Raw genomic sequence first — 21,968 nt, 5'->3', positions numbered from 1 at the left:
TTACACGCGCTCGATGTCCTTGGTGCCGAAGAGGCCGTATGGCTTGATCATCAGGATGACGATCAGGACGTAGAAGGGGGCGATCTCGTACATGTTGCCCCAGTTCAGCCACTGGCTGTCCAGATAGTGAGCGAGATTCTCCAGCACGCCGACGATCAGGCCGCCCAGCACCGCCCCGGCCACGCTGTCCAGCCCGCCGAGGATGACCGCCGGGAAGACCTTGATGCCGAAGAAGGAGAGCGCGGAGGACACGCCGTTGACGACGCCGACCGTGACGCCGGCCACCGCCGACACCATGGCGGAGATGGCCCAGCTCATCGCGAACATGTGGCGGACGGAGATGCCCAGCGACTGCGCCACCTGCTGGTCGAAGGCGGTCGCCCGCATCGCCAGCCCCATCCGCGAGTATTTGAAGAACCAGCCGAAGCCCGCCATGATCAGGATCGAGATGACGAGGCTCATCACATAGACGGTCTGCACGTCGAGCCCGAAGATGTTCACGGTCGGGCTGGCGAAGATGGTCGGGAACGGCTTGGCGAAGACACCGAACATCCACTTCATCAGGGCCTGGAAGAAGATCGACAGGCCGATGGTGACCATGATGACGGAGATGATCGGCTCCCCGATCATCGGCCGCAGCACGACGACCTGAAGCACGATGCCGAAGACCATCATGAAGGCCAGCGTGATCGGGAATCCGATCCAGAAGGGCAACTGCCAGGAGGTCAGCAGCCACCAGCAGGTCCAGGCGCCGATCAGCAGGAACTCGCCCTGGGCGAAGTTCACGATGCGGCTGGCCTTGTAGATCAGCACGAAGGACATCGCCACGACGCCGTACAGCGCGCCGACGATCAGTCCGTTGACGAGAAGCTGGAAGAGCAAGGTCATGGCGTGGCCTCCCCAAAACCACAATTCTTATCCCCTCTCCCCCCCGGGGAGAGGGTTAGGGTGAGGGGGCGCGTCGCGGGATGAAAGGTTCGGCAAACGCCGGTCCCCCTCACCCCTACCCTCTCCCCGGGGGGAAGAGGGGGATTGATGTGCGTCATCCTCATTCCCCTCATGCCGCGGCCTGCGCCGGCTTCTTGGCCGGGGCGGGCAGCAGGTCGACCACCTTCAGCACCGTGCGGATGCGCTGCTTGGTGCCGTCCTGGAAGGTGATGGTGGTGTCCACGTCGATGGCCGGCTGGCCCGCGTAGATGGAGTCGATGATCTCGCCGTACTTCTCGGCGATCACGCCGCGCCGCACCTTGCGGGTGCGGGTCAGCTCGCCGTCGTCGGCGTCCAGTTCCTTGTAGAGCAGCAGGAACTTGGTGATGCGCTGAAACTCCGGCAGCGTCGCGTTCACCCGCTCCACCTCCTGGCGCAGCAGCTCGTAGACCTCCGGCTTGGACGCCAGATCGGAGTAGGTGGTGAAGGTGATGCGGTTCTTCTCCGCCCACTTCGACACGATGGGGAAACGGATGCAGATGATCGCCGACAGGTAGGGCCGCTTGTTGCCCAGGATCACCGCCTCGGCCACGTAGGGGCTGAACTTCAGCTTGTTCTCGATGTATTGCGGGCTGAAGCGGTCGTTGTTGCTGGTGGTGGCGATGTCCTTGATGCGGTCGATGATGACCAGATGGCCCTTCTTGTCGAAGAAGCCGGCGTCGCCCGTGTGCATCCAGCCGTCGCGCAGATCGGCCGTGGTCGAGGCCTCGTTGCGGTAGTAGCCGGCGAACATGTTGGGGTGGCTGACCACGATCTCGCCGATGCCGTTCTGGTCGGGCTCGATCACCTTGACCTTGACGCCGTCGTCGAAGGGCACGCCCACCGTGTCGAAATCCACGTCGTTCGAGCGGTGCACCGTGTAGGCGCCCATCGTCTCGGTCTGGCCGTAGATCTGGCGCAGCGGCACGCCCAGCGCCTGGAAGAACTTGAAGGTGTCGGGGCCGAGCGCCGCACCGCCGGTCGCCGCCGACTTCAGGTTGGTGAAGCCCAGGCGGTCTCGCAGCGCTGCGAAGAGAATGCGGTCGGCGACCGCGGAGCGGGTTCCGTTGGCGAGCGCCTCCAGTCCCAGCTTCATGCCGTAGTCGTACATCTTCTGCTTGAAGGGCGAGGCGTCCATCATGCGGGCGCGCACGTCGGCGGCGATCTGCTCCCACAGACGGGGGGCGAACAGCACGAAGCTCGGCCCGATCTCGCGGAAGTCGTTCATCATCGTCTCGGCTTCCTCGACGAAGTTCACGCGCATCCGCGACACCATGCCCATGCCGACGGCGTAGATCTGCTCCATGATCCAGGACAGCGGCAGCACCGACACATACTCGTCCGCCGGCCCCTTGGGGTCCACCGACAGATAGCTGGCGACGTGGCGGATCAGCCGCCCCGCCGGCAGCATCGCCAGCTTCGGGTTCGAGGTGGTGCCCGACGTGGTGCAGAGCACCGCCACGTCGTCGCCCTTCGTCGCGCCGACCAGCTCCTCGTAGAGGTTCGGCTTCTCGGCGTGCAGCGCGTTGCCCAGCTTGACCAGATCCGACGCCTCCATCAGGCGCGGGTCGCTGTATTTGCGCATGCCGCGGGGGTCGGAATAGATGATGTGCTTCAGCGTCGGCAGGCGCTCGCCCAGGTTCAGCAGCTTGTCGACCTGCTCCTCGTCCTCCGCGAAGATGACATGCACGTCGGCGTAGGTGATGAGGTAGGCGACCTCCTCGTCCATGGCGTCGCGGTAGATGCCCAGGCTCATGGCGCCCATGGCGTGGGCGGCGATCTCGCCCATCACCCAGTCGGGCCGGTTGTCGCCGAGCAGGGCCACCACATGGCCGCGCTCCACGCCAAGCTTGATGAGGCCGAGCGTGAAGGCGCGCACGCGGGCGTGCATGTCCGCCCAGGTGAACTCGCGCCAGATGCCGAAGTCCTTCTCGCGCATGGCGACGTCGCCGCCATGCTCGCGGGCGTGCAGGGTCAGCAGCTTCGGCAGCGTGTCGTGGGTCTTAATGTCGGGAATAGACATCACGCGACCTCCTGCTTGGGCGGCGGGGCCACGGCCTCGTCCTCCTCGTCGTCCTCGCCGAGATAGGCGCGCTTGACGCGCGGGTCGGCCAGAACCTCCTCGGGCGTGCCCTCGGCGATCTTCTTGCCGAACTCCAGGACGATCACGCGGTGGGAGATGTCCATCACGACGCCCATGTCGTGCTCGATCATCACCACCGTCATGCCGAACTCCTCGTTCAGGTCGACGATGTAGCGGGCCATGTCCTCCTTCTCCTCCAGGTTCATGCCCGCCATGGGCTCGTCCAGGAGGATCAGGTCGGGCTTCAGCGCGATGGCGCGGGCCAACTCCACCCGCTTGCGCAGGCCGTAGGACAGCGTGCCGGCGGTGGCCTTGCGGACATGCTGGATTTCCAGGAAGTCGATGATCTCCTCGACCTCGCGGCGGTGGGCCAGCTCCTCCTTGCGGGCGCCGGTCAGCCAGTAGAGCGAGCCGGTGAAGAAGTTGTTCTTCAGCAGGTGATGCCGCCCGACCATGATGTTGTCGAGCACCGTCATGTGGCCGAACAGCGCCAGATTCTGGAAGGTGCGCCCGATGCCGAGCGCGGCGCGGTGGTTGGGCGTCATGCCCGTGATGTCCTGGCCCTTGAAATAGACCTTTCCGTCGGTGGGCCGGTAGCGGCCGGAGATGCAGTTGACCATGGAGGTCTTGCCCGCACCGTTCGGGCCGATGATGGAGAACAGCTCCCCCTTGCGGATGCTGAAACCGACGTCGGTCAGCGCCTGCACGCCGCCAAAGCGCAAGGACACGCCCCGGGCTTCGAAGATGGTGTCCGATGGGGAGGCCGCGCGGGTGGCGTCGGCCGGATGGGCGTAACCGCGTGGCGATGCGACGGGCGCGCCTGACATTTCCTCCTCCGTTGCTGTGGAACTGCCTTTTTTATCGTTCGCCGGATCGTTGGCCTAGCGAACTGGTCCATATTGTGGACCGTCCTTTGTGCAACGTCTGAACTATAGCCTGTGATGCGCACCGTTTTCAACACGGACATTCCGTGTATGCATGTTTTTTGGGACGACATCCGGCCCGAAGGTCCATAATATGGACCCCATCATGACCCGGCCCGATTCCGACACCGAAACCGCCCCCGCCGGAGCGTCCGGCGGCACGCAAAGCCTGGAGCGCGCGCTGGCCCTGCTGCGCGCCGTCGCCTCCCACGGGGCCGACGGCGCGCGTCTGGCCGATCTGATGAGCGACACCGCCCTGTCAAAGGCGACCGCGCACCGGCTGCTGACCGCGCTGGCGCGGGAGCGCTTCATCGACCAGGACCCGCGCAGCCGCCGCTACCATCTGGGGCCGGAACTGGATTCGCTGGGCCGCATCGCCGCCGCCCGCCACCGCCCGGAAGGCGACGGCGACAGCGAAGGCGCGGCGGCGCCCGGCCCCGCCACCGTGCAGCCCACCGCCTTCCTGCGCCCGGACTACCAGGGCGAGGCGATCCCGCTGGCCGACCTGCTGTGCGACCGCCACGCCCGCGCCGACGGCGCCCGCGCCGCCCTGCTGCACGAGAGTGTGGCCGGGCAGACGACGGAGCTGAGCTTCGCCCGGCTGGCCCGCGATTCGGCGCGCTTCGCCGCGGTGCTGCGCGGCCTCGGCGTCGGGCGCGGCGACCGGGTGGCGGTGCTGCTGCCCAAGGGGGCGGAGCTGCTGATCGCCGCGCTGGCGATCTGGCGGCTCGGCGGCGTCTACATGCCGCTCTTCACCACCTATTCCGCGGCGGCGGTCGCTTACCGGCTGGCCGACAGCGAGGCGCGGGCGATCGTCACCACCGGCTTCCTGCGCCGCAAGATTCCGCGCGACAACAGCCGCCCCGTGGTGATGGTGGAGGGCGACGAGGCCTTCGGTCCCGGCGCCGACGCGGTGCCCTTCTGGTCGGCGCTTCATGAGTCCGCTCCCCTGGGCGACATCGCCCGCTACGCCGACCGCGACGCCTTCGCGCTGATCTACACCTCCGAGGCGGAGCCGAAGCCGCTCGGTGTCTCCCTGCCCGTCATGGCGCTGGCGGGGATCGAGCAGTACATGCGCATCGGCCTCGACCTGCGCGACGACGACATCTATTGGAACATGGCCGACCCCGGCTGGGCCTACGGCGCCTATTACGGGCTGGTCGGGCCGCTGCTTCTGGGGCGCACCACGATCTTCTGCGACGGCCCCTACGACGTGCGGCAGGGCTACCGGATGCTGACGAAGTTCGGCGTCACCAACCTGACCTGCGCGCCCTCGCAGATCCGCGCCTGGCACAGCGCCGACCCGGAGGGCGGCCCGCACAAGCTGGCGCTGCGCATCCTGTCGGTGGTCGGCGAACCGCTGCCGCCGGAGCTGATCGGCTGGGCCAACCGGGTGGTCAGCGTCCCCCTGCTCGACCAGTACGGGCAGCGCGAGACCGGCATCTTCATGATGAACCGCTACGACCCCGGCCACGCCGACCGCACCGCCGATTCCTCGCTGGGTCGGCCCATGCCGGGCTTCCGGGTGGTGATCCTCGACCCGCAGGGCCGCGAGGCGCCGGTCGGCGGCGCGGGCGAGATCGCCATCGACGTGGAGTCCTCGCCGCTCTTCTGGTTCGACGCCTACGCCAACGATCCGGGGCGCACCGCCGCCCGCTTCCGCCATGGCCGCCGCTATTACCTGACCGGCGATTGGGCGTTCCTGGATGGCGACGGCAACATCCATTTCCGCGGCCGGGCATCCGACGCCATCGTCATGCAGCAGGCGGATTGAGGGCGGTTGCTTCGCCCCCACCCTAACCCTCCCCCGCTGGGCGGGGGAGGGGACTGCCACCGCTTCGCGAGAATCTCCCTCCCCCGCCCAGCGGGGGAGGGCCGGGGTGGGGGGCAGACGTCGCCCCCTCAGTCCTTCCCGCGCAGCAGATTGACGATGCCGGAGAAGTCCTTCCCCCCGAAACCGGCGTTGCAGAACAGCGCGTACATCTGCGCCGCCTCGCCGCCCAGCGGCAGCGGGCTGCCGGTGCTCTGCCCGGCCTCCACCGCCAGCTTCAGGTCCTTCAGCATCAGCGCCGCGGCGAAGCCCGGCTGGTAGTCGCGGTTGGCCGGCGAGGTCGGGACCGGGCCCGGCACCGGGCAATAGCTGGTCAGCGACCAGCACTGGCCCGACGACTTCGACGCCACGTCGAACAGCTTCTGCGACTCCAGACCCAGCTTCTCGGCGAGCGCGAAGGCCTCCGACACGCCGAGCATCGAGATGCCGAGGATCATGTTGTTGCAGATCTTCGCCGCTTGGCCGTTGCCCGGCCCGCCGGTGTGCACGATGGCCTTGCCCATCGCCGACAGGATCGGCTCGGCGCGGCGGAAGGCGGTGTCGCTGCCGCCGACCATGAAGGTCAGCGTCGCCGCATCCGCCCCGCCGACGCCGCCGGACACCGGCGCGTCCACCATGGCGTGGCCCGCCGCCTCCGCCGCCGCAGCGACGGCGCGGGCGCTGTCCACGTCCACGGTGGAGCTGTCGATGAACAGGCTGCCCGGCTTCGCGTTGGCGATGATGCCGTCCGGCGCCGTGTAGACCTCGCGCACATGCTTGCCGGCGGGCAGCATGGTCACCACGACTTCGGCCTCCCCCGCCGCCGCGCCGGGGCCGGCGGCGATGGTGGCGCCGGCGTCGCGCGCGGCGGTGCAGGCGGCTTCCGACAGGTCGAAGGCCAGGACGGTGTGGCCGGCCTTCAGCAGGTTGCGCATCATCGGCGCACCCATGTTGCCCAGCCCGATAAAGGCGATCGTCGCCATAGCGTTTCCCCTCGTCTTATTGTGACGCTGTTTGTTGTGCTGCCGTCAGCCGCCGGTCAGGTGGCGGGCGATGATGACGCGCATGATTTCGTTGGTGCCTTCGAGAATCTGGTGAACCCGCAGGTCGCGGAAAATCCGCTCGATCGGGTACTCCTTGATGTAGCCATAGCCGCCGTGAAGCTGCAGCGCCTCGTTCACCACCTCGAATCCCGCGTCGGTGGCGAAGCGCTTGGCCATGGCGCAATGGGCGGTCGCCTCCGGCGAGCCGGCGTCGAGGCTGGCGGCGGCGCGGTGCAGCATCAGCCGGGCGGCGTCCAGTTCCGTCGCCATGTCGGCCAGCTTGAATTGCAGGGCCTGGAAGGCGTTCAGCGGCTTGCCAAACTGCTTGCGCTCCGTGGTGTAGGCGATGGCCTGCTCCAGGCAGAAGCGCGCCCCGCCGACCGAGCAGGCGGCGATGTTCAGACGCCCGCCGTCCAGCCCCTTCATGGCGATGCGGAAGCCCTCCCCCTCCTCGCCGATGCGGTTGGCGACGGGGACCCGGCAGTTCTCGAAAATGACCGCCGAGGTCGGCTGGCTTTTCCAACCCAGCTTGTGCTCCTGCTTGCCGAAGGACAGGCCGGGCGTACCCTTCTCCACCACAATGCAGGAGATGCCCTTGGGGCCGGGCTCGCCGGTGCGGACCATGCAGACATAGACGTCCGACGTGCCGCCGCCGGAGATGAAGGCCTTCGACCCGTTCAGCACATAGTGGTCGCCGTCCCGCTCCGCCCGCGTGCGCAGCGAGGCCGCGTCGGACCCCGCCCCCGGCTCGGTCAGGCAGTAGCTGGCGAAATGCTCCATGGTCGTCAGCTTGGGCAGGAAGCGCTCACGCTGCTCCGGATTGCCGAAGCGGTCGATCATCCAGGAGGCCATGTTGTGGATGGAGATGTAGGCCGCCGTGGACGGGCAGGCCGCCGACAATTCCTCGAAGATCAGCGCCGCGTCCAGCCGCCCGAGTCCGGAGCCGCCGAACTCCTCCCCCACATAGATCCCGGCGAAGCCGAGCGCCGCGGCCTGCCGCAGGGTGTCGACGGGAAAGACGCTGTTCTCATCCCAGTGCGCGGCGTTCGGCGCCATTTCCTGCTGCGCGAAATCGCGCGCCGTGTCGCGGAACGCCTGCTGCTCCTCCGAAAGCGCAAAATCCATGCGCATCCTCCCCAGAACCGCAGTGGCCCGGAGTCCAAGACGGATCTCCGGTTCTCATTGTTGGGGTGAAGGACTATCATGCTGGATACGCGCTGTCCATCTCTTGTATACAGAGACGGGAGCGGCGGAAGGCCGCGGACGACGAAGGGGACACGCTCGGGATGAGCGACCGGATTGCCGCCAGCAAGGCCGCAGACAAGGGCGCCACCCGCGCCGACGAGGTGCGGCTCGCCATCGAGGAGGACATCTTCCTGGGCCGCCTGCGCCCCGGAACGCGGCTGGACGAGGAAAGCCTCGCCCAGCGCTTCAACATCTCCCGCACCCCGATCCGCGAGGCGATCCTCCAGCTCGTCCATGCCGGGCTGGTGGAGAAGCAGCCGCGCCAGGGGGCGGTGGTCGCCCCGCTGAAGCTGCACCGCATGGTGCAGATGTTCGAGGTGATGTCGGAAATCGAGGGGTTGTGCGCCCGCTTCGCCGCCCGCCGCATGTCGGAGGAGGAGAAGCAGGCCCTGAAGCGCCTGCACGACACCTCGAAGGCACATATGGAGGCGCGGGAGCTGGACGCCTATTACGCGGTCAACCGCTCCTTCCACGAGGCCGTCCAGGCGGGCAGCCACAACGAGCCGCTGCAGGAGATCGCGCGCGGCCTGTTCGCCCGGCTGGCCCCCTACCGCCGCTACCAGCTCAACCACCCCTACCGCGTCAAGGACAGCTTCACGGAGCATGACGACGTGGTCGAGGCGATCCTGGCCGGCGATCCTGAGGCCGCCTACGCCGCCATGCGGCGCCACGTGACCATCCAGATCGACATCTTCACCGAGTTCGTGTCCATCATGGGCGGAAGCGAAATACAATAGACGGCCATTCCGTATACAAAGATGTGGTCCACGGCATGCGCCTGTGCTAAACCCTGGACACCGGATCACCGGGTGCATGGAGGGAAAGACGATGTCCGACGTGGGTGGCAATCTGGTGGGTGGCAATCTGTTCGAGCTGTTCCGTTCCCGCTTTCCGGCGGACCGCAGCCGCCCCTTCGCCGAGACCGAGCCCGGCACCGCCAACGCCCGCACCGTCACCTACGGCGACCTCGAAGCCCTGACCGGGCGCTACGCCAACCTGCTCGCCGACCTCGGCCTGAAGAAGGGCGACCGGGTCGCCGTGCAGGTGGAGAAGTCGGTCGAGAACATCATCCTCTACCTCGCCACCGTGCGGGCGGGCGGCGTCTTCCTGCCGCTGAACCCGGCCTATACAAAGGCGGAGGTCGAGTATTTCCTGACCGATGCCGAGCCCCACGTCTTCGTCGCCCGCCCCGAATCCGCGGACGCGCTGCGCGAGGTCGCCGACAAGGCCAAGGTCGCCCACCTGCTCACCCTCGGCACCCACGGCGAGGGCACTCTGCCGGAGATGGCCGCCGCCAAGGGCACGGACTTCGCGACCGTCCCGGCCGACGCCGACGACCTCGCCGCGATCCTCTACACGTCCGGCACCACCGGGCGGTCGAAGGGCGCGATGATGAGCCACCGCAACCTCGGTTCCAACGCGCTGACGCTGCACAAATACTGGGGCTTCCAGCCGGACGACGTGCTGCTGCACGCCCTGCCGATCTTCCACACGCACGGCCTGTTCGTGGCGACCAACTGCGTGCTGCTGAACGGCTCCGCCATGCTGTTCCTGCCGAAGTTCGACGCCGATCAGGTGATGGGGCTGCTGCCGCGCGCCACGGTGATGATGGGCGTGCCGACCTTCTACACCCGCCTGCTCGCCCATCCCGGCCTGACGCGGGAGGCGACGGCGCACATGCGGCTGTTCGTCTCCGGCTCGGCGCCGCTGCTGGCCGACACGCACAAGGAGTTCTCCGCCCGCACCGGCCACGCGATCCTGGAGCGCTACGGCATGACGGAGACCGGCATGCTGACCTCCAACCCGCTGGACGGCGACCGCATCCCCGGCACCGTCGGCTTCCCGCTGCCGGAGGTCTCCGTGCGCGTCGTCGACCCGGAGACCGGCGCCAGCCTCGGCACCGACGAGATCGGCATCATCGAGGTGGCCGGGCCGAACGTCTTCTCCGGCTACTGGCGGATGCCCGAGAAGACGAAGCAGGAAATCAAGCCGGACGGCTTCTTCATCACCGGCGACGTCGGCAAGGTGGACGGGCGCGGCTATGTGCACATCGTCGGGCGGGCCAAGGACCTCATCATCTCCGGCGGCTTCAACGTCTATCCGAAGGAGGTCGAGACGGTCATCGACGGCATCGACGGCGTGGTCGAATCGGCGGTGGTCGGCGTACCGCACCCCGACTTCGGCGAGGCGGTGACCGCCGTCGTGCTGCGCAAACCAGGCGCCACCATTCCGGACGAGGCGGCGGTGATCGCCGTCTGCAAGGAGCAGCTCGCCAACTTCAAGGTGCCCAAGCGCGTCTTCTTCATGGACGAGCTGCCGCGCAACGCGATGGGCAAGGTGCAGAAGAACCTGCTGCGCGACGCCCACAAGGACCTGTTCACCGCGGCAAAGGCGCGCTGAGGCGCGCCCGTCTTCCCCTCTCCGGTCAAATCCGTATAAGGTTCAGCGCTTTTTCCACCCGGCGGATTGTGGACAGGCCAACGGCGACTCGATACGCTGCCGTATGGTCTCCGGAGTGTTACCGATGGAAGCGAAGACGCTGAACCGTGAATCCTGGTTGTCCGCCGCCTTTTCCGCCCTGGCGGAAGGCGGCGTCGAGCAGGTGCGGGTCGAGCTTCTGGCCAAGCGGCTGAAGGTGACCAAGGGCAGCTTCTACTGGCACTTCCGCGACCGGATGGAGCTGGTGGAGGCGATGCTGGAGGGCTGGAAGACCGGCCGCATCGAGGCGATCAAGGCGCAGACCCGGCTGGACGGCCGCACGCCCGCCGAGGGGCTGCGCTACGTGCTGTCGCTGTACGGCGGCAGCAGCAACCCGCGCGGCATCGCCATCGAACTGGCGATGCGCGACTGGGCGCGCCGCGATCCCCGCGCGTCCGAGATCGTGGCCGAGGTCGACCGCGAGCGCCTGCGCTGCGTGTCGGACCTGTTCGCCGGCCTGGGGCTGGACCCCGACGACGCCTTCGCGCGGGCGTACCTGTTCTACTCGTTCATCTTCGGGGAAGGGCTGCTGGCGCGCTCCGCGGCGCCGGACCGCTTTGAGAAGGCGCGGGATATTTGCGGGAAGGTGCTGGTGCCGGAGGAAGTGTAGTGTGCGTTGCCCCCACCCTTCCCACGGCTTCGCCGCGGGCCCCTTCCCTCCCCCGCTATCGCAGGAGAGGGAGATTAGTTCCCTCCACCGCCCAGCGGGGGAGGGTTAGGGAGGGGGCAAGCGTCGCCCCATCCGCAAATTACGTCCCCGTCCCGCGCACCGGCGCGAAGGGCAGGCCCGCCTGATCCAGCGCACGGTCGATCACCTCGTCCGACGCGCCGTCGAACAGTTGCAGCAGCAGCTCATCCACCGCCCACTCGTTCGTCGGGGTCAGGGCGGCGAACAGATCGGCCATGACCTCCGCCTGGAAATCGTTGCGGCGGTTGTCGCTGCCCTCGTAGCCCATGCGCTTGGCCGTGGCGATCGCCACCTGGAAGGGCGGCACCAGGACCGGCGCGACCGACGCCTTTTTCAGCACCGCCCGCAGCCCCAGCGCCCCGTCGTCCCAGGCCAGCTTGCGGGCGTTCTCCGCCGGAATGCCGGCCTTCGCCCCCAGCCCCGCCGCGAACAGCGCCACGTCGCCCGCGCACAGCACGCGGAACAGCAGCGCCGCGGTGAAGCGCCCGTTGGCGTGCAGCCAGCGGGCCACCGCCTCCACATCCTCCGTGCCGCGGAGCGCCGGACGCAGCAGCCGCAGCGTCGCCGACTCGCGCCCGCGGTTGGCCAGCCGGTCCACCAGATCCTTGGACAGGCCATGGCTGTGGGCCAGCGTGGCGCGCACCGCGTCGGAGACGAAGGCGACCAGCCGCTCCACCACGGCCAGCGGCAGGCCGGGACGGGTCGCCGCCGCCTCGCTGACCATGCGCACCCGGCCGAACCGGTCCAAGGCCCGGTGCAGCGCCGGTTCCGCCAGCTCCGCGCCGGGGTTGCGCAGCAGCGCGGTCACCACCGCGACGTTGCCGGTCTCGACGACCGCCCCGGCCACCCGCGCCGACACGGTGTGGCGGTTGGCGACGGCCATGTGCTTGCCGGCGTCGGGGTCGGCCAGCACGTCGAGCAGCAGCTCGTCGCTGAGGCTCCCGGCGTCGCGCAGGATCGGAAAGGCCACGCGGGCCACGTCCTTCACCAGCCGCTCGGCCAGTTCCGCGGTCAGCATGGCGTTGTTGCGGATCTGCCAGGCCACGGCCTCGCGCACCGCCACCTGGGCGTCAGCGGCGAAGCAGTGCATGACCTCCAGCGCCAGCGACCGTTCGGCGTCGGTCAGCCCGCCTTTCTCCAGATCGCCGGCCAGCTTCTGCATCGTGTCGATGCGGGCCTCCGCCGATGAGGATTCGAGCAGGCGCTCGACGTCGCGGATGGAGAGGGATGAGTCGGTCATGTGCGGATGCCTGCGGATGGAAGATGCGTAAGGCGGTTCAGTCGAGTTCCTCAATCGAGTCCCTCAATCAAGCCCCTGCCCGGCGTAACGGACCATGTCGCCCCAGATGCGGTCGAGCCGGCGCAGGGTGCGGTAGGCGGCCTTGAGATCGGCCGCCTCCGCCTCGTTGCGGACCAGCGCGCCGGCCTGCACCTGCTCCAGCTTGAACAGCTCGTCGCGCAGCGTCCGTCCCTTGTCGGTCAGGCGCAGGCGGGCCGTGCGGCGGTCGCGCTGGCTGGCGCCACGGTCGATGTAGCCGGCTTCCACCAGGATCTTCAGGCTGTAGGAGGCGTTGGACCCCAGGTAATAGCCGCGCTCCATCAGGTCGCGGACCGACGGCTCGTCGTCGCCGATCAGCATGACCATCAGCGCCTGGACCGGGCCGATGTCGTCGATCCCCTGCCGCAGCAGGCCGGCCCGCACGACGTCGAGGAACCGGCGGTGCATCCGCTCGATCAGCCGGGCGAGCCCGTGATACTCGGCCAGTTCCGCCGCATCGATGGCATCCGGCTTGGCTTCGGCCGGCTTGGCTTCGGCGCCCGCCCGGCGCTGCGTGCTCATCCCTCGTTTCTCCGTCACTCGGCGGCCTGCGCCACGGCCGGGCCGCGGTAGCCGCCCGGATGGCGGCGGCGCCATTCCCACGCGCTGCCGATGATGCTGTCCAGATCGGGGAAGCGCGGGGTCCAGCCCAGCTCGCCCCGGATGCGCTCCGACGAGGCGATCAGCACCGCCGGATCGCCGGCGCGGCGCGGCCCGACCTTCACCGGGACCGTCAGGCCGGTGACCCGCTCCGTCGCCTCGATCACCTCGCGGACGCTGTAGCCCTTGCCGTTGCCCAGGTTGAAGCGGACGCTGCGCGTCTCCAGCGCCGGCAGCACCCGCAGATGCGCGTCGGCGAGGTCGCAGACATGGATGTAGTCGCGCACGCAGGTGCCGTCGGCCGTCGGGTAGTCGTCGCCGAAGATCTCGATGTGCGAGCGCCGGCCGCTGGCCGCGTCGAGCACCAGCGGGATCAGGTGGGTTTCCGGGGCGTGGTCCTCGCCGAGATTTCCGTTCGGGTGCGCGCCGGCGGCGTTGAAGTAGCGCAGGCAGGCGGAGCGCAGGCCGTGGCAGCGGTCCGCCCAGTGCAGCGCGCGCTCGATGAAGAATTTGGATTCGCCGTAGGGGCTGCCGGGGTCGATGGTGGTCTCCTCATCGATCGGCAGGCGCTCCGGCGTGCCGAACAGGTTGGCGGTGGAGGAGAAGACCATCTTGCGCACGCCCGCCGTCGTCGCCGCGCGGATCAGGTTCAGCGAGTTGACGGTGTTGCCGTGCAGATAGAGATGCGGGTCGCGCATCGATTCACCGACCAGCGACAGGGCGGCGAAATGGAACACCGCGTCGAATCGCCATTCGGCGAAGACGCGGGTCAGCGCGTCCGTGTCGGCGAGATCGGCCTCCACGAAGGCGGCGTCGGACGGCACGGCGGCGCGGTGGCCCTGGCGCAGGTTGTCGAGCACGACGACCCGGAAGCCGCGGTCGAGCAGTTCGGCCACGCAGTGACTGCCGACATAGCCGGCACCGCCGGTCACGAGTACGGTCTGGGGCGTGTTCATCGTAAATATTCCTTGGATTTGAGAAATATTCGTCAGTCCAGGCACCCGCCGGCATCAAAGGATCGTACATCCCCCGGTGGCAAGTGCAAGAGTTCCGCGATGCACCATGCCGCCAATTCAGACGGAAGGCCAGTTGACGAAAAAGAGACATGACCGCCGGGAAATGCTCGGCGCGTCATCGGAAAAATGTTTTGGAACAACATTTTACAGCGCTGCAAATACCTCTTTCGATGAGCGCCGGACGGGGTATGGGCTCAAACTTGTCACACGCCGCAGCGCAGCGTCGGACGTAAGCGGAAATGGCGCGCGGCAGGCTCCCCGCAATGGGCGGCCTTTGTCCGGACTTCGTCTCAAAAGGAGTTCATGCGACGCGGCCGCATCTCAACATTTCATTAACCATGAAACCCTTTGCATGACCGGCTTCATGGCCCGCCCCGGAACCAGAGAACGCGGGACTCCGGAACGCGGGACGCAAGAAAAGGAATCGGCATGAGCGGTATGGATCGGACCCTGCTGACCCAAGCCTACCGGAAGATCGGACGCGGCCTGCTGCTGGCCGGCGCCCTCACCTTCTTCGTCAACATCCTGATGCTGGTGGTGCCGCTCTACACGATGCAGGTCTACGACCGCGTGATGAGCAGCCGCAGCCTGGAGACGTTGACCATGCTCGCGGTGATCTCCGTGGGCGGGCTGGTGCTGTACGGCGTGCTGGACTTCATCCGGGCGCGCGCCTTCCTGGTCTGCGGGGCGGTGATCGCGCACCGCTTCAACGTGCCGGCGTTGCAGGCGGCCATCGTGGACGCGCTGGGCGGCGGGACGCGCAACGCCGGCCAGACGATGCGCGACCTGAACGACCTGCGCAACTTCATGACCAGCAACGCCGTGGTGGTGCCGCTGGACCTGCTGTGGACGCCGATCTTCCTGGTCATCCTGTTCATCCTGCACCCGATCTACGGCTGGATCGCGGTGGGGTCGGCGCTGCTGCTGCTGACCATGAACGCGCTGACCGACGCGCTGACCCGCCGCCCCATCGCCGAGGCGAACGAGGCGTCGGCCAAGGTCTTCGCCGACGTCGCCAGCACCGTCCGCCACGCCGAGGCCATCGAGGCCATGGGCATGCTGCCGCCGCTGGCCCGGCGCTGGCAGATGGCGCAGATCGGCTCCGCCTCGCTGATCGACCGGGGCGTCGTGCTGTCGCGCGGCATGGCCTCGGCCTCCCGCTCGCTGCGGCTGATCCTGCAGATCGCCACGATTTCCGCGGGCGCCGCGCTGGTCATCCGGAACGAGGCGTCGCCGGGCAGCATGATCGCCACCGGCATCATCATGGCCCGCCTGCTCCAGCCCTTTGAGCATCTGGTGGAGAACTGGCGGCAGTGGATCGTCGCCCAGACGGCCCACAAGCGCATCCGCGAGCTTCTGAACGGCGATGGCACGCGGCGCAGCACCATGCCGCTGCCCCGTCCCGACGGGCGCCTGACCGTGGACCGCGTCAGCCATGTGCCGAAGGGCCTGCAGCGCCCGGTGCTGCGCGGCGTCTCCTTCGCGCTGGAGCCGGGGGAGGTGTTGGGCATCATCGGCCCGTCGGGGGCCGGCAAATCGACGCTCTCCCGCCTGCTCGTCGGCATTTGGGAGCCCACCGCCGGGGGCATCTATCTGGACGGCACCAGCACCTTCCTGTGGGAGCGCGAGAGCTTCGGCCGGTATGTCGGCTACGTCCCGCAGTCGGTGGCGCTGCTCGACGGCACCATCGGCGAGAACATCTCCCGCATGGCCCAGGCCGACCCGGCGGAGATCGTGCGCGCCGCCCGGCTGGCCGGCGTCCACGACATGATCGGGCGCCTGCCCTTCGGCTACGACACGCCGGTCGGCGAGAACGCCTTCGCCCTGTCCGGCGGCCAGCGGCAGCGCATCGCGCTGGCCCGCGCGCTGTTCGGCAAGCCCCGCCTGATCGTTCTGGACGAGCCGAACTCCAACCTCGACCATGAGGGCGAGCAGGCGCTTCTGAACGCGATCAACCACGCGCGCCGCGACGGCGCCACCATCGTGATGGTCGCCCACCGCCCCTCCATCGTGTCCGTCGCCGACAAGCTGCTCGTCCTCAAGGACGGCATGGTCGAGCATTTCGGCGAACGCACCGACGTGCTGAAGATGGTCCAGCCCGGCGGCGCCGTGAAGGTGGCCCGGCTGGTCCGGACGGGAGAGTCCGCATGACCGACACGACGATCACCCAATCCCCGACCCCGCCATCCCCGCTCACCGCCGCCTGGGCGCCGGTCATCGACGTGACGCCGCACGAACCGACGTTGCGCGGCACGGCGCTGGCGGGGGCGCTGGCCGTCGCCATCGGCTTCGGCGGTTTCTTCGGCTGGGCCTTCACCGCCAGCCTGGACAGCGCGGCCATCGCGCCCGGCACCATCATGGTGGAAAGCCATCGCAAGACCGTTTCCCACCTGGAGGGCGGCATCCTCAGCGAGCTGCTGGTCAAGGACGGCGACATGGTGACGGCCGGGCAGGTCCTGCTGCGCCTCGACACCACGCAGAGCGGCGCGGTGGTCGCCCAGCTTCACGGGCAGTACTGGACCTCGCTGGCCCGGCTGGCCCGGCTGCGCGCCGAACAGACCGACGCGAAGGCCCCGGTCTACGCCGACGAGCTGGTCGCCGCCGCCAAGACCAGCTCCGTCGCCGCCGAGGCGCTGGCCGCCGAACAGCGCCTGTTCGAATCGCGGCGCGACGCCTATCAGGGGCAGATCTCCATCCAGCGCAAGCGCATCGGCCAGCTCCGCGACGAGCTGGTGGCGCTGGAGTCGCAGCGCGTCGCCGCCAACGACCGGCTGCGCTACACCCAGGACGAGCTGCGGATCGTCGAGACGCTGCTCGCCAAGGGCTACGAGCGCAAGCCGCGCATGCTGGAGCTGCAGCGCAACGTCGCCGACACCAGGGGTCGGCTGGGCGAGATCCAGGCCGACAAGTCGAAGGCCGAGCAGGGCATCGCCGCGGCGGAGCTGGAGATCATCAACCTCGGCAACACCCGCCGGTCGGAGGTCGGAAACGAGCTTCAGACCATCCAGGCCACCGTTTCCGACCTGTCGGAACGGCTGCGCAGCGCCGGCGACGTGCTGAAGCGCCAGGAACTCGTCGCTCCCCAGGCGGGCCGGGTCACCAACCTGCGCTTCTACACGCCAGGGGGCGTCATCCCGGCGGGCCAGGGCATCCTCGACATCGTTCCGCAGGACGACGGACTGATCGTCGAGGCCCGCGTCTCCCCCGCCGACGTGCAGAACATCGACGTCGGCGGCAGCTCCATGGTGCGGCTGGTCGGCTACCGCCAGCGGCTGGTTCCGCCGGTGCAGGGGAAGGTGCTGACCCTTTCCGCCGACCAGCTGGAGGACGAGCGCACCGGGCAGGCCTATTTCCTGGCCCGGATCAGCCTCGACGCCGCGGCGCTGAAGGCGCTGCCGAACGTGGACCTGCATCCCGGCATGCCGACCGAGGTGATGATCCACGGGCACACCCGCAAGGCCATCGAGTATTTCCTGACGCCGCTGACCGACGGCATGAACCGCGCCTTCCGCGAGAACTGACCGCGGCGCCGCCGCACCGGATCATTTCGCGCGCTCCCCCGTTGCCCAGCAGGCAAGAAAAGGCCAGCAGGCAAGAATGGGAGCGCGCGAGCATGACCACACAGTGGGACCGGAACACCCTGAAGCGCGTCGCCGAGGCCATCGGCGACGTCCATCTCTACGACAAGCACCACACCGGCGAGTTCATCGCCATGCGCCTGCGCGATTCGCTGGCCGACAGCCCCGGCTATGACCGGGCGGCGGTGGACGACAAGCTGATGCAGTTGGCGCGGGTCGCGTTGGACGCCGCGGAGGCCGGCAAGGCCTGATCCGGATCAGACGCAAGACAAAAAATTTTGCCCCTTCCGGGGTGTTCCCGACAGCCGTCCGGCGGCGTTCGGCCCGACATCGGCGGGCCGCCGGAGCGGCCTGGACATCGGCCAATGCCTGCCCGGAACGTCCGGAAGACGGCGCTCCGGACGCCGCGCGCCTCCGGACGGCTCCCACCGCACAGCCACCGCTTTCAAATTCCGGCTTTTAAAATTCCCGTCCTTCTCCCTCGGCTTTTTAAAAAGCCGGGGTTTTTAATGCGCCGCAGCATTGCCGGACACCCCCGAAGGGCAATGAACAACGGCATAATCCTAAGCCTAATGCATAGGACTTGCGGGCCATTTCAAGGCATTTCGTCGAATTTCGACAAAAACGCCTTCCCGATATCTTTGAAAGTATTATGGGCGAACAATTTTGCATCTTCGTCTAATCATGAGTCTTTGTCTTACAGCGGAGCCGTAAAACCGCCAATTCGGCGCCGTGTCCAAAATTAGATGTTTAGATTTTCGAAGGGATTTGAAGCCAAGGTGACAGGAATGACGTAATGAACGTTGATGATTATTGTGTTTTGACTCTTTGAACTCAAGATTTGCCTGGGTTTGACCTTATGTTTGTCACAGCCTCCCCGAACGGTATTTGGGTAAAGGCTAAGGGGTACCTCGCCATTTCGGGGTAGGAAATCCCCCACCCCACCGAATCCAATCGTTAAGGAGTATGATTCATGGCCACCCTTCCTGGCGGCAACTATGACGACATCATCACCGGCACCAACGGCAACGACTTCATCGACGGCGGCAACGGTGACGACATCCTGATGGGTGGCAACGGCGCCGACACGATCCTGGGCGGCGACGGGCGCGACGCCCTGTTCGGCGGGAACGGCGACGACCTGCTGAGCGGCGGCAGCGGGGCCGACGTTCTGGACGGCGGCAACGGCAACGACACGCTGGATGGCGGGGACGGCGACGATTACCTGTCCGGCGGCAACGGCGACGACGTGCTGATCGGCGGCCGCGGCAACGACATCCTCGACGGCGGCAACGGCGACGACGTCCTGAACGGCGGCGACGGCGCCGACATTCTGCGGGGCGGCAACGGCGACGACGTCCTGATGGGCGGCGGCCACAACGATTACCTGGACGGTGGCGCCGGCAACGACATCCTGATGGGCGGCACCGGCGACGACATCCTTAAGGGCGGCGAGGGCGACGACTTCCTGTCCGGCGGTGACGGCAACGACATCCTGGACGGCGGGGCGGGCAACGACATCCTCGTCGGCGGCGGCGGCAACGACATCTTCGTCTTCTCCGGCGGCGGTGGCCAGGACGTGGTTCTCGACTTCCGCGCCGGCGAGGACATCCTCCAGATCGAGCGCAACATCAACGGTCTCGAGATCAACGACGCCTCCGATCTGGCGGCCCGCGTCACCGACATGGGCGGCAACGCCGTCATCGATCTCGGCAACGGCGACAGCATCATGCTGAAGGGCGTTTCGGCCGACGAAGTTCACAACAATCCGAACGACTTCTTCGTCATTCACTAAGCCGTAACCCACCCAGGGACCGGACCGGCGGCGTGCTGAATCCACGCCGCCGATGGGTCCGGCTAAGGAACGCATGACCGTACTCGCCGTCCTGCCGGCCTCCGCCTCCATCGCGTCCGCCCAGCTCCATGCGCTCGGCGACGACTTCGTGCTCGCCTCGTGGGAGAGCGACGGACCGGAGCCCTCCGGCCGGGTCGTTCCGACCCTCGACGGTGAGGAGGTCCGGCCCCCCTACACCACCTTGTCCGTGCGGACGAGCTGGGGTGGGCAGCGGGTGCTGTCGATCCTGCGGGCGCCCCGGATCTCCGGTGCGCCCGTCCGTTTCGTGGCCCAGGGCCGCGTCGTCGCGGAGGTCCTGGCCGAACCGCAGGTCCCCGATCCCGATCCCGCCTTCCTGCTCGGCAGTCTCGACGCGCCGTCGCGGCTGCGCGTGGTCCGTTTCCTGTTCGATTTCGCGCGCTCCACCCCGGCGCTGCGCAGCGACGCCGGTTTCGCGACGGTCTGCCGCCGCATGGTGCTGGAACTGTCGCCCACCCCCTCCCCGCTCGTCGCCCGCGCCCTGGCGACCGGCGATCTTCTGCTCTGCGGCGGATCGCTGTCGTCGGGTTTCGGCGAGGTGACGGGGGCGGTGATCATCACGCCGGGCGCCGTCGGCCCCTCCCCCTTCGATGTCTGCATCGGGTCCGCGCTGGACCGGCGCGGGCGCGCGGCCATGTCGCTGCTGGTGGACAAGGCGCTGTGCGCGCCGGGCAACCTGCTGGTGGTGCTGGGCCGCAACGGGCTGGCCTGCCGCGCCTTCTCGGCCGTGGCACCCAACCTGCCGAGCCTGACCGAACGCCTGTCCACCCGCCGCGACACGCCGCTGGAGCTGCGCCAGTACATTCTGAACGCGCTCGCCCAGCGCGGGCGGTCGGACGCCACGGCGGCGGCGGCGGTGCGCGAGCTCCAGGTGCTCGCCCCGCTGCCCAAGCGGCAGGTGGCCGACGCCAAGCGTTCCATCGGCGCCGCCCTCGATCTCGCCGTGCCGACCGGCGACGGCGGGCTGTTCCTGGCCGGCTGGGTGCACGACCCGCACGGCCTGTCCGGCGGCCTCACCGTGCACACGCCCTTCGGCGGCGAGCGGCGGCTGGAGATGCTGGAGCACCGCTTCCCGCGCGACGACGTGGCGAAGCTGTTCGGCACCGCCCCGTCCACCGACCGCAGCGGTTTCGTCGCCTATCTGCCCGGCGCGCCCGAGCCCGCCGCGGCGCTTCAGGTCCATGCGGAGCTTCGCCTCGGCTCCGGCGGGTCGATCCGTCTGGTGCCGCCGCTGCGCCCGCTGTCGCCCGCCGACGCCCGCGCCGCGGTGCTCGGCAGCCTGCCGCCGCAGCACGCGACGCCGCTGGTTTTGGAAACCGTGATCGCCCCGGCCGTCGCCCCGCTCCACGCCGCCCACATGGCCAGCCGCGGCGAGCCGGAAACCGTCGGTTTCGGGCGCGGTCCGGAGACGCCCGCCGTCTCCGTCATCATCCCGCTCTACAAGGCGCTGGAGTTCCTGCGCTTCCAGCTCTCCAGCTTCGCCACCGATCCCGGCATGGCCGGCGTGGAGCTGGTCTTCGTGCTCGACAGCCCGGAGCAGCGCGACGAGCTGGTGCACATGCTGCACGGCTTCCACGCGCTCTACGGCCTGCCGATGCGGGTGCTGGTGCAGCCGGCCAATTACGGCTACTCGGCGGCCAACAACGCCGGCGTCGCGGCCTCCAGCGGGCGGACGCTGCTGTTCCTGAACTCCGACGTGATCCCCGACCAGCCGGGCTGGCTGCCCGTCCTGCTCGCCGCGCTGGAGCGTGCGCCGGGGACCGGAGCGGTCGGGCCGAAGCTGCTGTTCGACGACGACAGCCTGCAGCACGCCGGACTCTACTTCGACCGCGACGTCCGCGGGCGCTGGTACAACCATCACTTCTTCAAGGGCCTGCCGCGCGACTTCCTGCCCGCCCGGCGGGAGCGCAGCGTGCCCGGCGTGACCGGCGCCTGCCTGATGATGACCCGCGAGACCTTCGACGCCGTGGGCGGCTTCTGCGAGGACTACGTCATCGGCGACTACGAGGACTCCGACCTCTGCCTGCGCATCCGCAAGGCGGGGCTGGACATCCGCTACGTTCCGTCGGTCGAGCTGTACCATCTGGAGCGCCGCTCGATCAGCCGGCACCAGGGCTACACCCGCGGCGTCGCGTCCGAATACAACGGCTGGCTCCACGCCCGCCGCTGGGCCGCGATGATGGAGGAGCTGGCCGCCCGCGACTGGAACGAGCCGCCACCGCCGCCCGCGCTGGAGGACAGCCTGATGCGCCCCCTGTCGGCGGGCGCCCCCACGGACACCGCCCTTCCCGTTGCCGTTCCGGGCAAGTCCCGCCTGTTCGGGCGCGCGAACCGGAACCGGAGCTGA

17 protein-coding genes are annotated in these 21,968 nt (G+C 68.3%); 9 read left to right on the top strand and 8 right to left on the bottom strand.

All coding sequences use genetic code 11. From position 1 onward, the window contains the following. The 3 genes from TSH58p_RS00430 to TSH58p_RS00415 form a co-directional block, all read right to left on the bottom strand. Nucleotides 1-888 (bottom strand): branched-chain amino acid ABC transporter permease, encoded by an 888-nt coding sequence (locus tag TSH58p_RS00430; RefSeq protein ID WP_109469028.1) that lies wholly within the window; start codon nt 886-888, stop codon nt 1-3. Nucleotides 889-1,057: 169 nt separating this feature from the next. Continuing rightward, entirely contained in the window at nt 1,058-2,989 is a 1,932-nt protein-coding gene (locus TSH58p_RS00420; protein ID WP_109469027.1) for a long-chain fatty acid--CoA ligase, read from the bottom strand. Then, nucleotides 2,989-3,876 (bottom strand): ABC transporter ATP-binding protein, encoded by an 888-nt coding sequence (locus TSH58p_RS00415; RefSeq protein ID WP_247874323.1) that lies wholly within the window; start codon nt 3,874-3,876, stop codon nt 2,989-2,991. The genes TSH58p_RS00420 and TSH58p_RS00415 overlap by 1 nt, the downstream gene beginning before the upstream one ends. Nucleotides 3,877-4,066: 190 nt before the next feature. Between TSH58p_RS00415 and TSH58p_RS00410 the strand changes: the two genes are divergently transcribed. Next, the gene (locus tag TSH58p_RS00410) at nt 4,067-5,746 is read left to right on the top strand and encodes an AMP-binding protein (protein WP_247895489.1); all 1,680 of its coding nucleotides are present in this window, start codon (nt 4,067-4,069) and stop codon (nt 5,744-5,746) included. Nucleotides 5,747-5,874: 128 nt separating this feature from the next. Here the strand turns inward: TSH58p_RS00410 and mmsB are convergent, their stop codons facing one another. Both mmsB and TSH58p_RS00395 read right to left on the bottom strand, forming a co-directional pair. After that, complete coding sequence (gene mmsB / locus TSH58p_RS00400) at nt 5,875-6,765, bottom strand: 3-hydroxyisobutyrate dehydrogenase (RefSeq protein ID WP_109469026.1); 891 nt, start codon at nt 6,763-6,765, stop codon at nt 5,875-5,877. A gap of 45 nt (nt 6,766-6,810) precedes the next feature. After that, entirely contained in the window at nt 6,811-7,950 is a 1,140-nt protein-coding gene (locus TSH58p_RS00395) for an isobutyryl-CoA dehydrogenase (protein ID WP_109469025.1), read from the bottom strand. Nucleotides 7,951-8,111: 161 nt separating this feature from the next. On the opposite strand from TSH58p_RS00395, the gene TSH58p_RS00390 reads away from it, so the two are divergent. From TSH58p_RS00390 to TSH58p_RS00380, 3 genes are all read left to right on the top strand, one after another. Then, on the top strand, nt 8,112-8,807 hold the full coding sequence (locus TSH58p_RS00390) for a GntR family transcriptional regulator (protein WP_109469024.1): 696 nt from the start codon (nt 8,112-8,114) through the stop codon (nt 8,805-8,807). 91 nt (nt 8,808-8,898) lie between these two features. After that, on the top strand, nt 8,899-10,470 hold the full coding sequence (locus tag TSH58p_RS00385; protein ID WP_109469099.1) for a malonyl-CoA synthase: 1,572 nt from the start codon (nt 8,899-8,901) through the stop codon (nt 10,468-10,470). A 124-nt stretch (nt 10,471-10,594) separates the two neighbouring features. Then, the gene (locus TSH58p_RS00380) at nt 10,595-11,158 is read left to right on the top strand and encodes a TetR/AcrR family transcriptional regulator (protein ID WP_109469023.1); all 564 of its coding nucleotides are present in this window, start codon (nt 10,595-10,597) and stop codon (nt 11,156-11,158) included. Nucleotides 11,159-11,297: 139 nt separating this feature from the next. Here the strand turns inward: TSH58p_RS00380 and TSH58p_RS00375 are convergent, their stop codons facing one another. The 3 genes from TSH58p_RS00375 to galE all read right to left on the bottom strand — a co-directional run bounded on the left by TSH58p_RS00375 (nt 11,298) and on the right by galE (nt 14,110). After that, nucleotides 11,298-12,476 carry a DUF2336 domain-containing protein gene (locus TSH58p_RS00375; RefSeq protein WP_109469022.1) on the bottom strand — a complete coding sequence of 393 codons (1,179 nt, stop codon included), beginning with the start codon at nt 12,474-12,476 and terminating at the stop codon, nt 11,298-11,300. Nucleotides 12,477-12,539: 63 nt separating this feature from the next. After that, entirely contained in the window at nt 12,540-13,076 is a 537-nt protein-coding gene (locus TSH58p_RS00370) for a MarR family winged helix-turn-helix transcriptional regulator (protein ID WP_109469021.1), read from the bottom strand. A gap of 14 nt (nt 13,077-13,090) precedes the next feature. Continuing rightward, on the bottom strand, nt 13,091-14,110 hold the full coding sequence (gene galE, locus TSH58p_RS00365; protein WP_109469020.1) for a UDP-glucose 4-epimerase GalE: 1,020 nt from the start codon (nt 14,108-14,110) through the stop codon (nt 13,091-13,093). Between the two features lie 489 nt (nt 14,111-14,599). On the opposite strand from galE, the gene TSH58p_RS00355 reads away from it, so the two are divergent. The 5 genes from TSH58p_RS00355 to TSH58p_RS00335 all read left to right on the top strand — a co-directional run bounded on the left by TSH58p_RS00355 (nt 14,600) and on the right by TSH58p_RS00335 (nt 21,968). Then, complete coding sequence (locus TSH58p_RS00355) at nt 14,600-16,321, top strand: type I secretion system permease/ATPase (protein ID WP_109469018.1); 1,722 nt, start codon at nt 14,600-14,602, stop codon at nt 16,319-16,321. Then, nucleotides 16,318-17,691, top strand: a complete 1,374-nt coding sequence (locus TSH58p_RS00350; protein WP_109469017.1) for an HlyD family type I secretion periplasmic adaptor subunit — start codon at nt 16,318-16,320, stop codon at nt 17,689-17,691. The genes TSH58p_RS00355 and TSH58p_RS00350 overlap by 4 nt, the downstream gene beginning before the upstream one ends. Before the next feature lie 92 nt (nt 17,692-17,783). Beyond that, on the top strand, nt 17,784-17,999 hold the full coding sequence (locus TSH58p_RS00345) for a hypothetical protein (protein ID WP_109469016.1): 216 nt from the start codon (nt 17,784-17,786) through the stop codon (nt 17,997-17,999). Nucleotides 18,000-18,721: 722 nt separating this feature from the next. Further along, a complete protein-coding gene (locus TSH58p_RS00340; protein ID WP_109469015.1) occupies nt 18,722-19,543 on the top strand; it encodes a calcium-binding protein in 822 nt (273 codons plus the stop codon). 73 nt (nt 19,544-19,616) lie between these two features. Further along, nucleotides 19,617-21,968: a glycosyltransferase gene (locus tag TSH58p_RS00335; RefSeq protein ID WP_109469014.1), complete on the top strand. Its 2,352-nt coding sequence runs from the start codon at nt 19,617-19,619 to the stop codon at nt 21,966-21,968.

This window comes from Azospirillum sp. TSH58, from assembly GCF_003119115.1.
GTDB lineage: Bacteria > Pseudomonadota > Alphaproteobacteria > Azospirillales > Azospirillaceae > Azospirillum.
The sequence above is the reverse complement of the archived record's forward strand: the minus strand, read 5'-3'. Positions and strand labels throughout refer to the sequence as shown.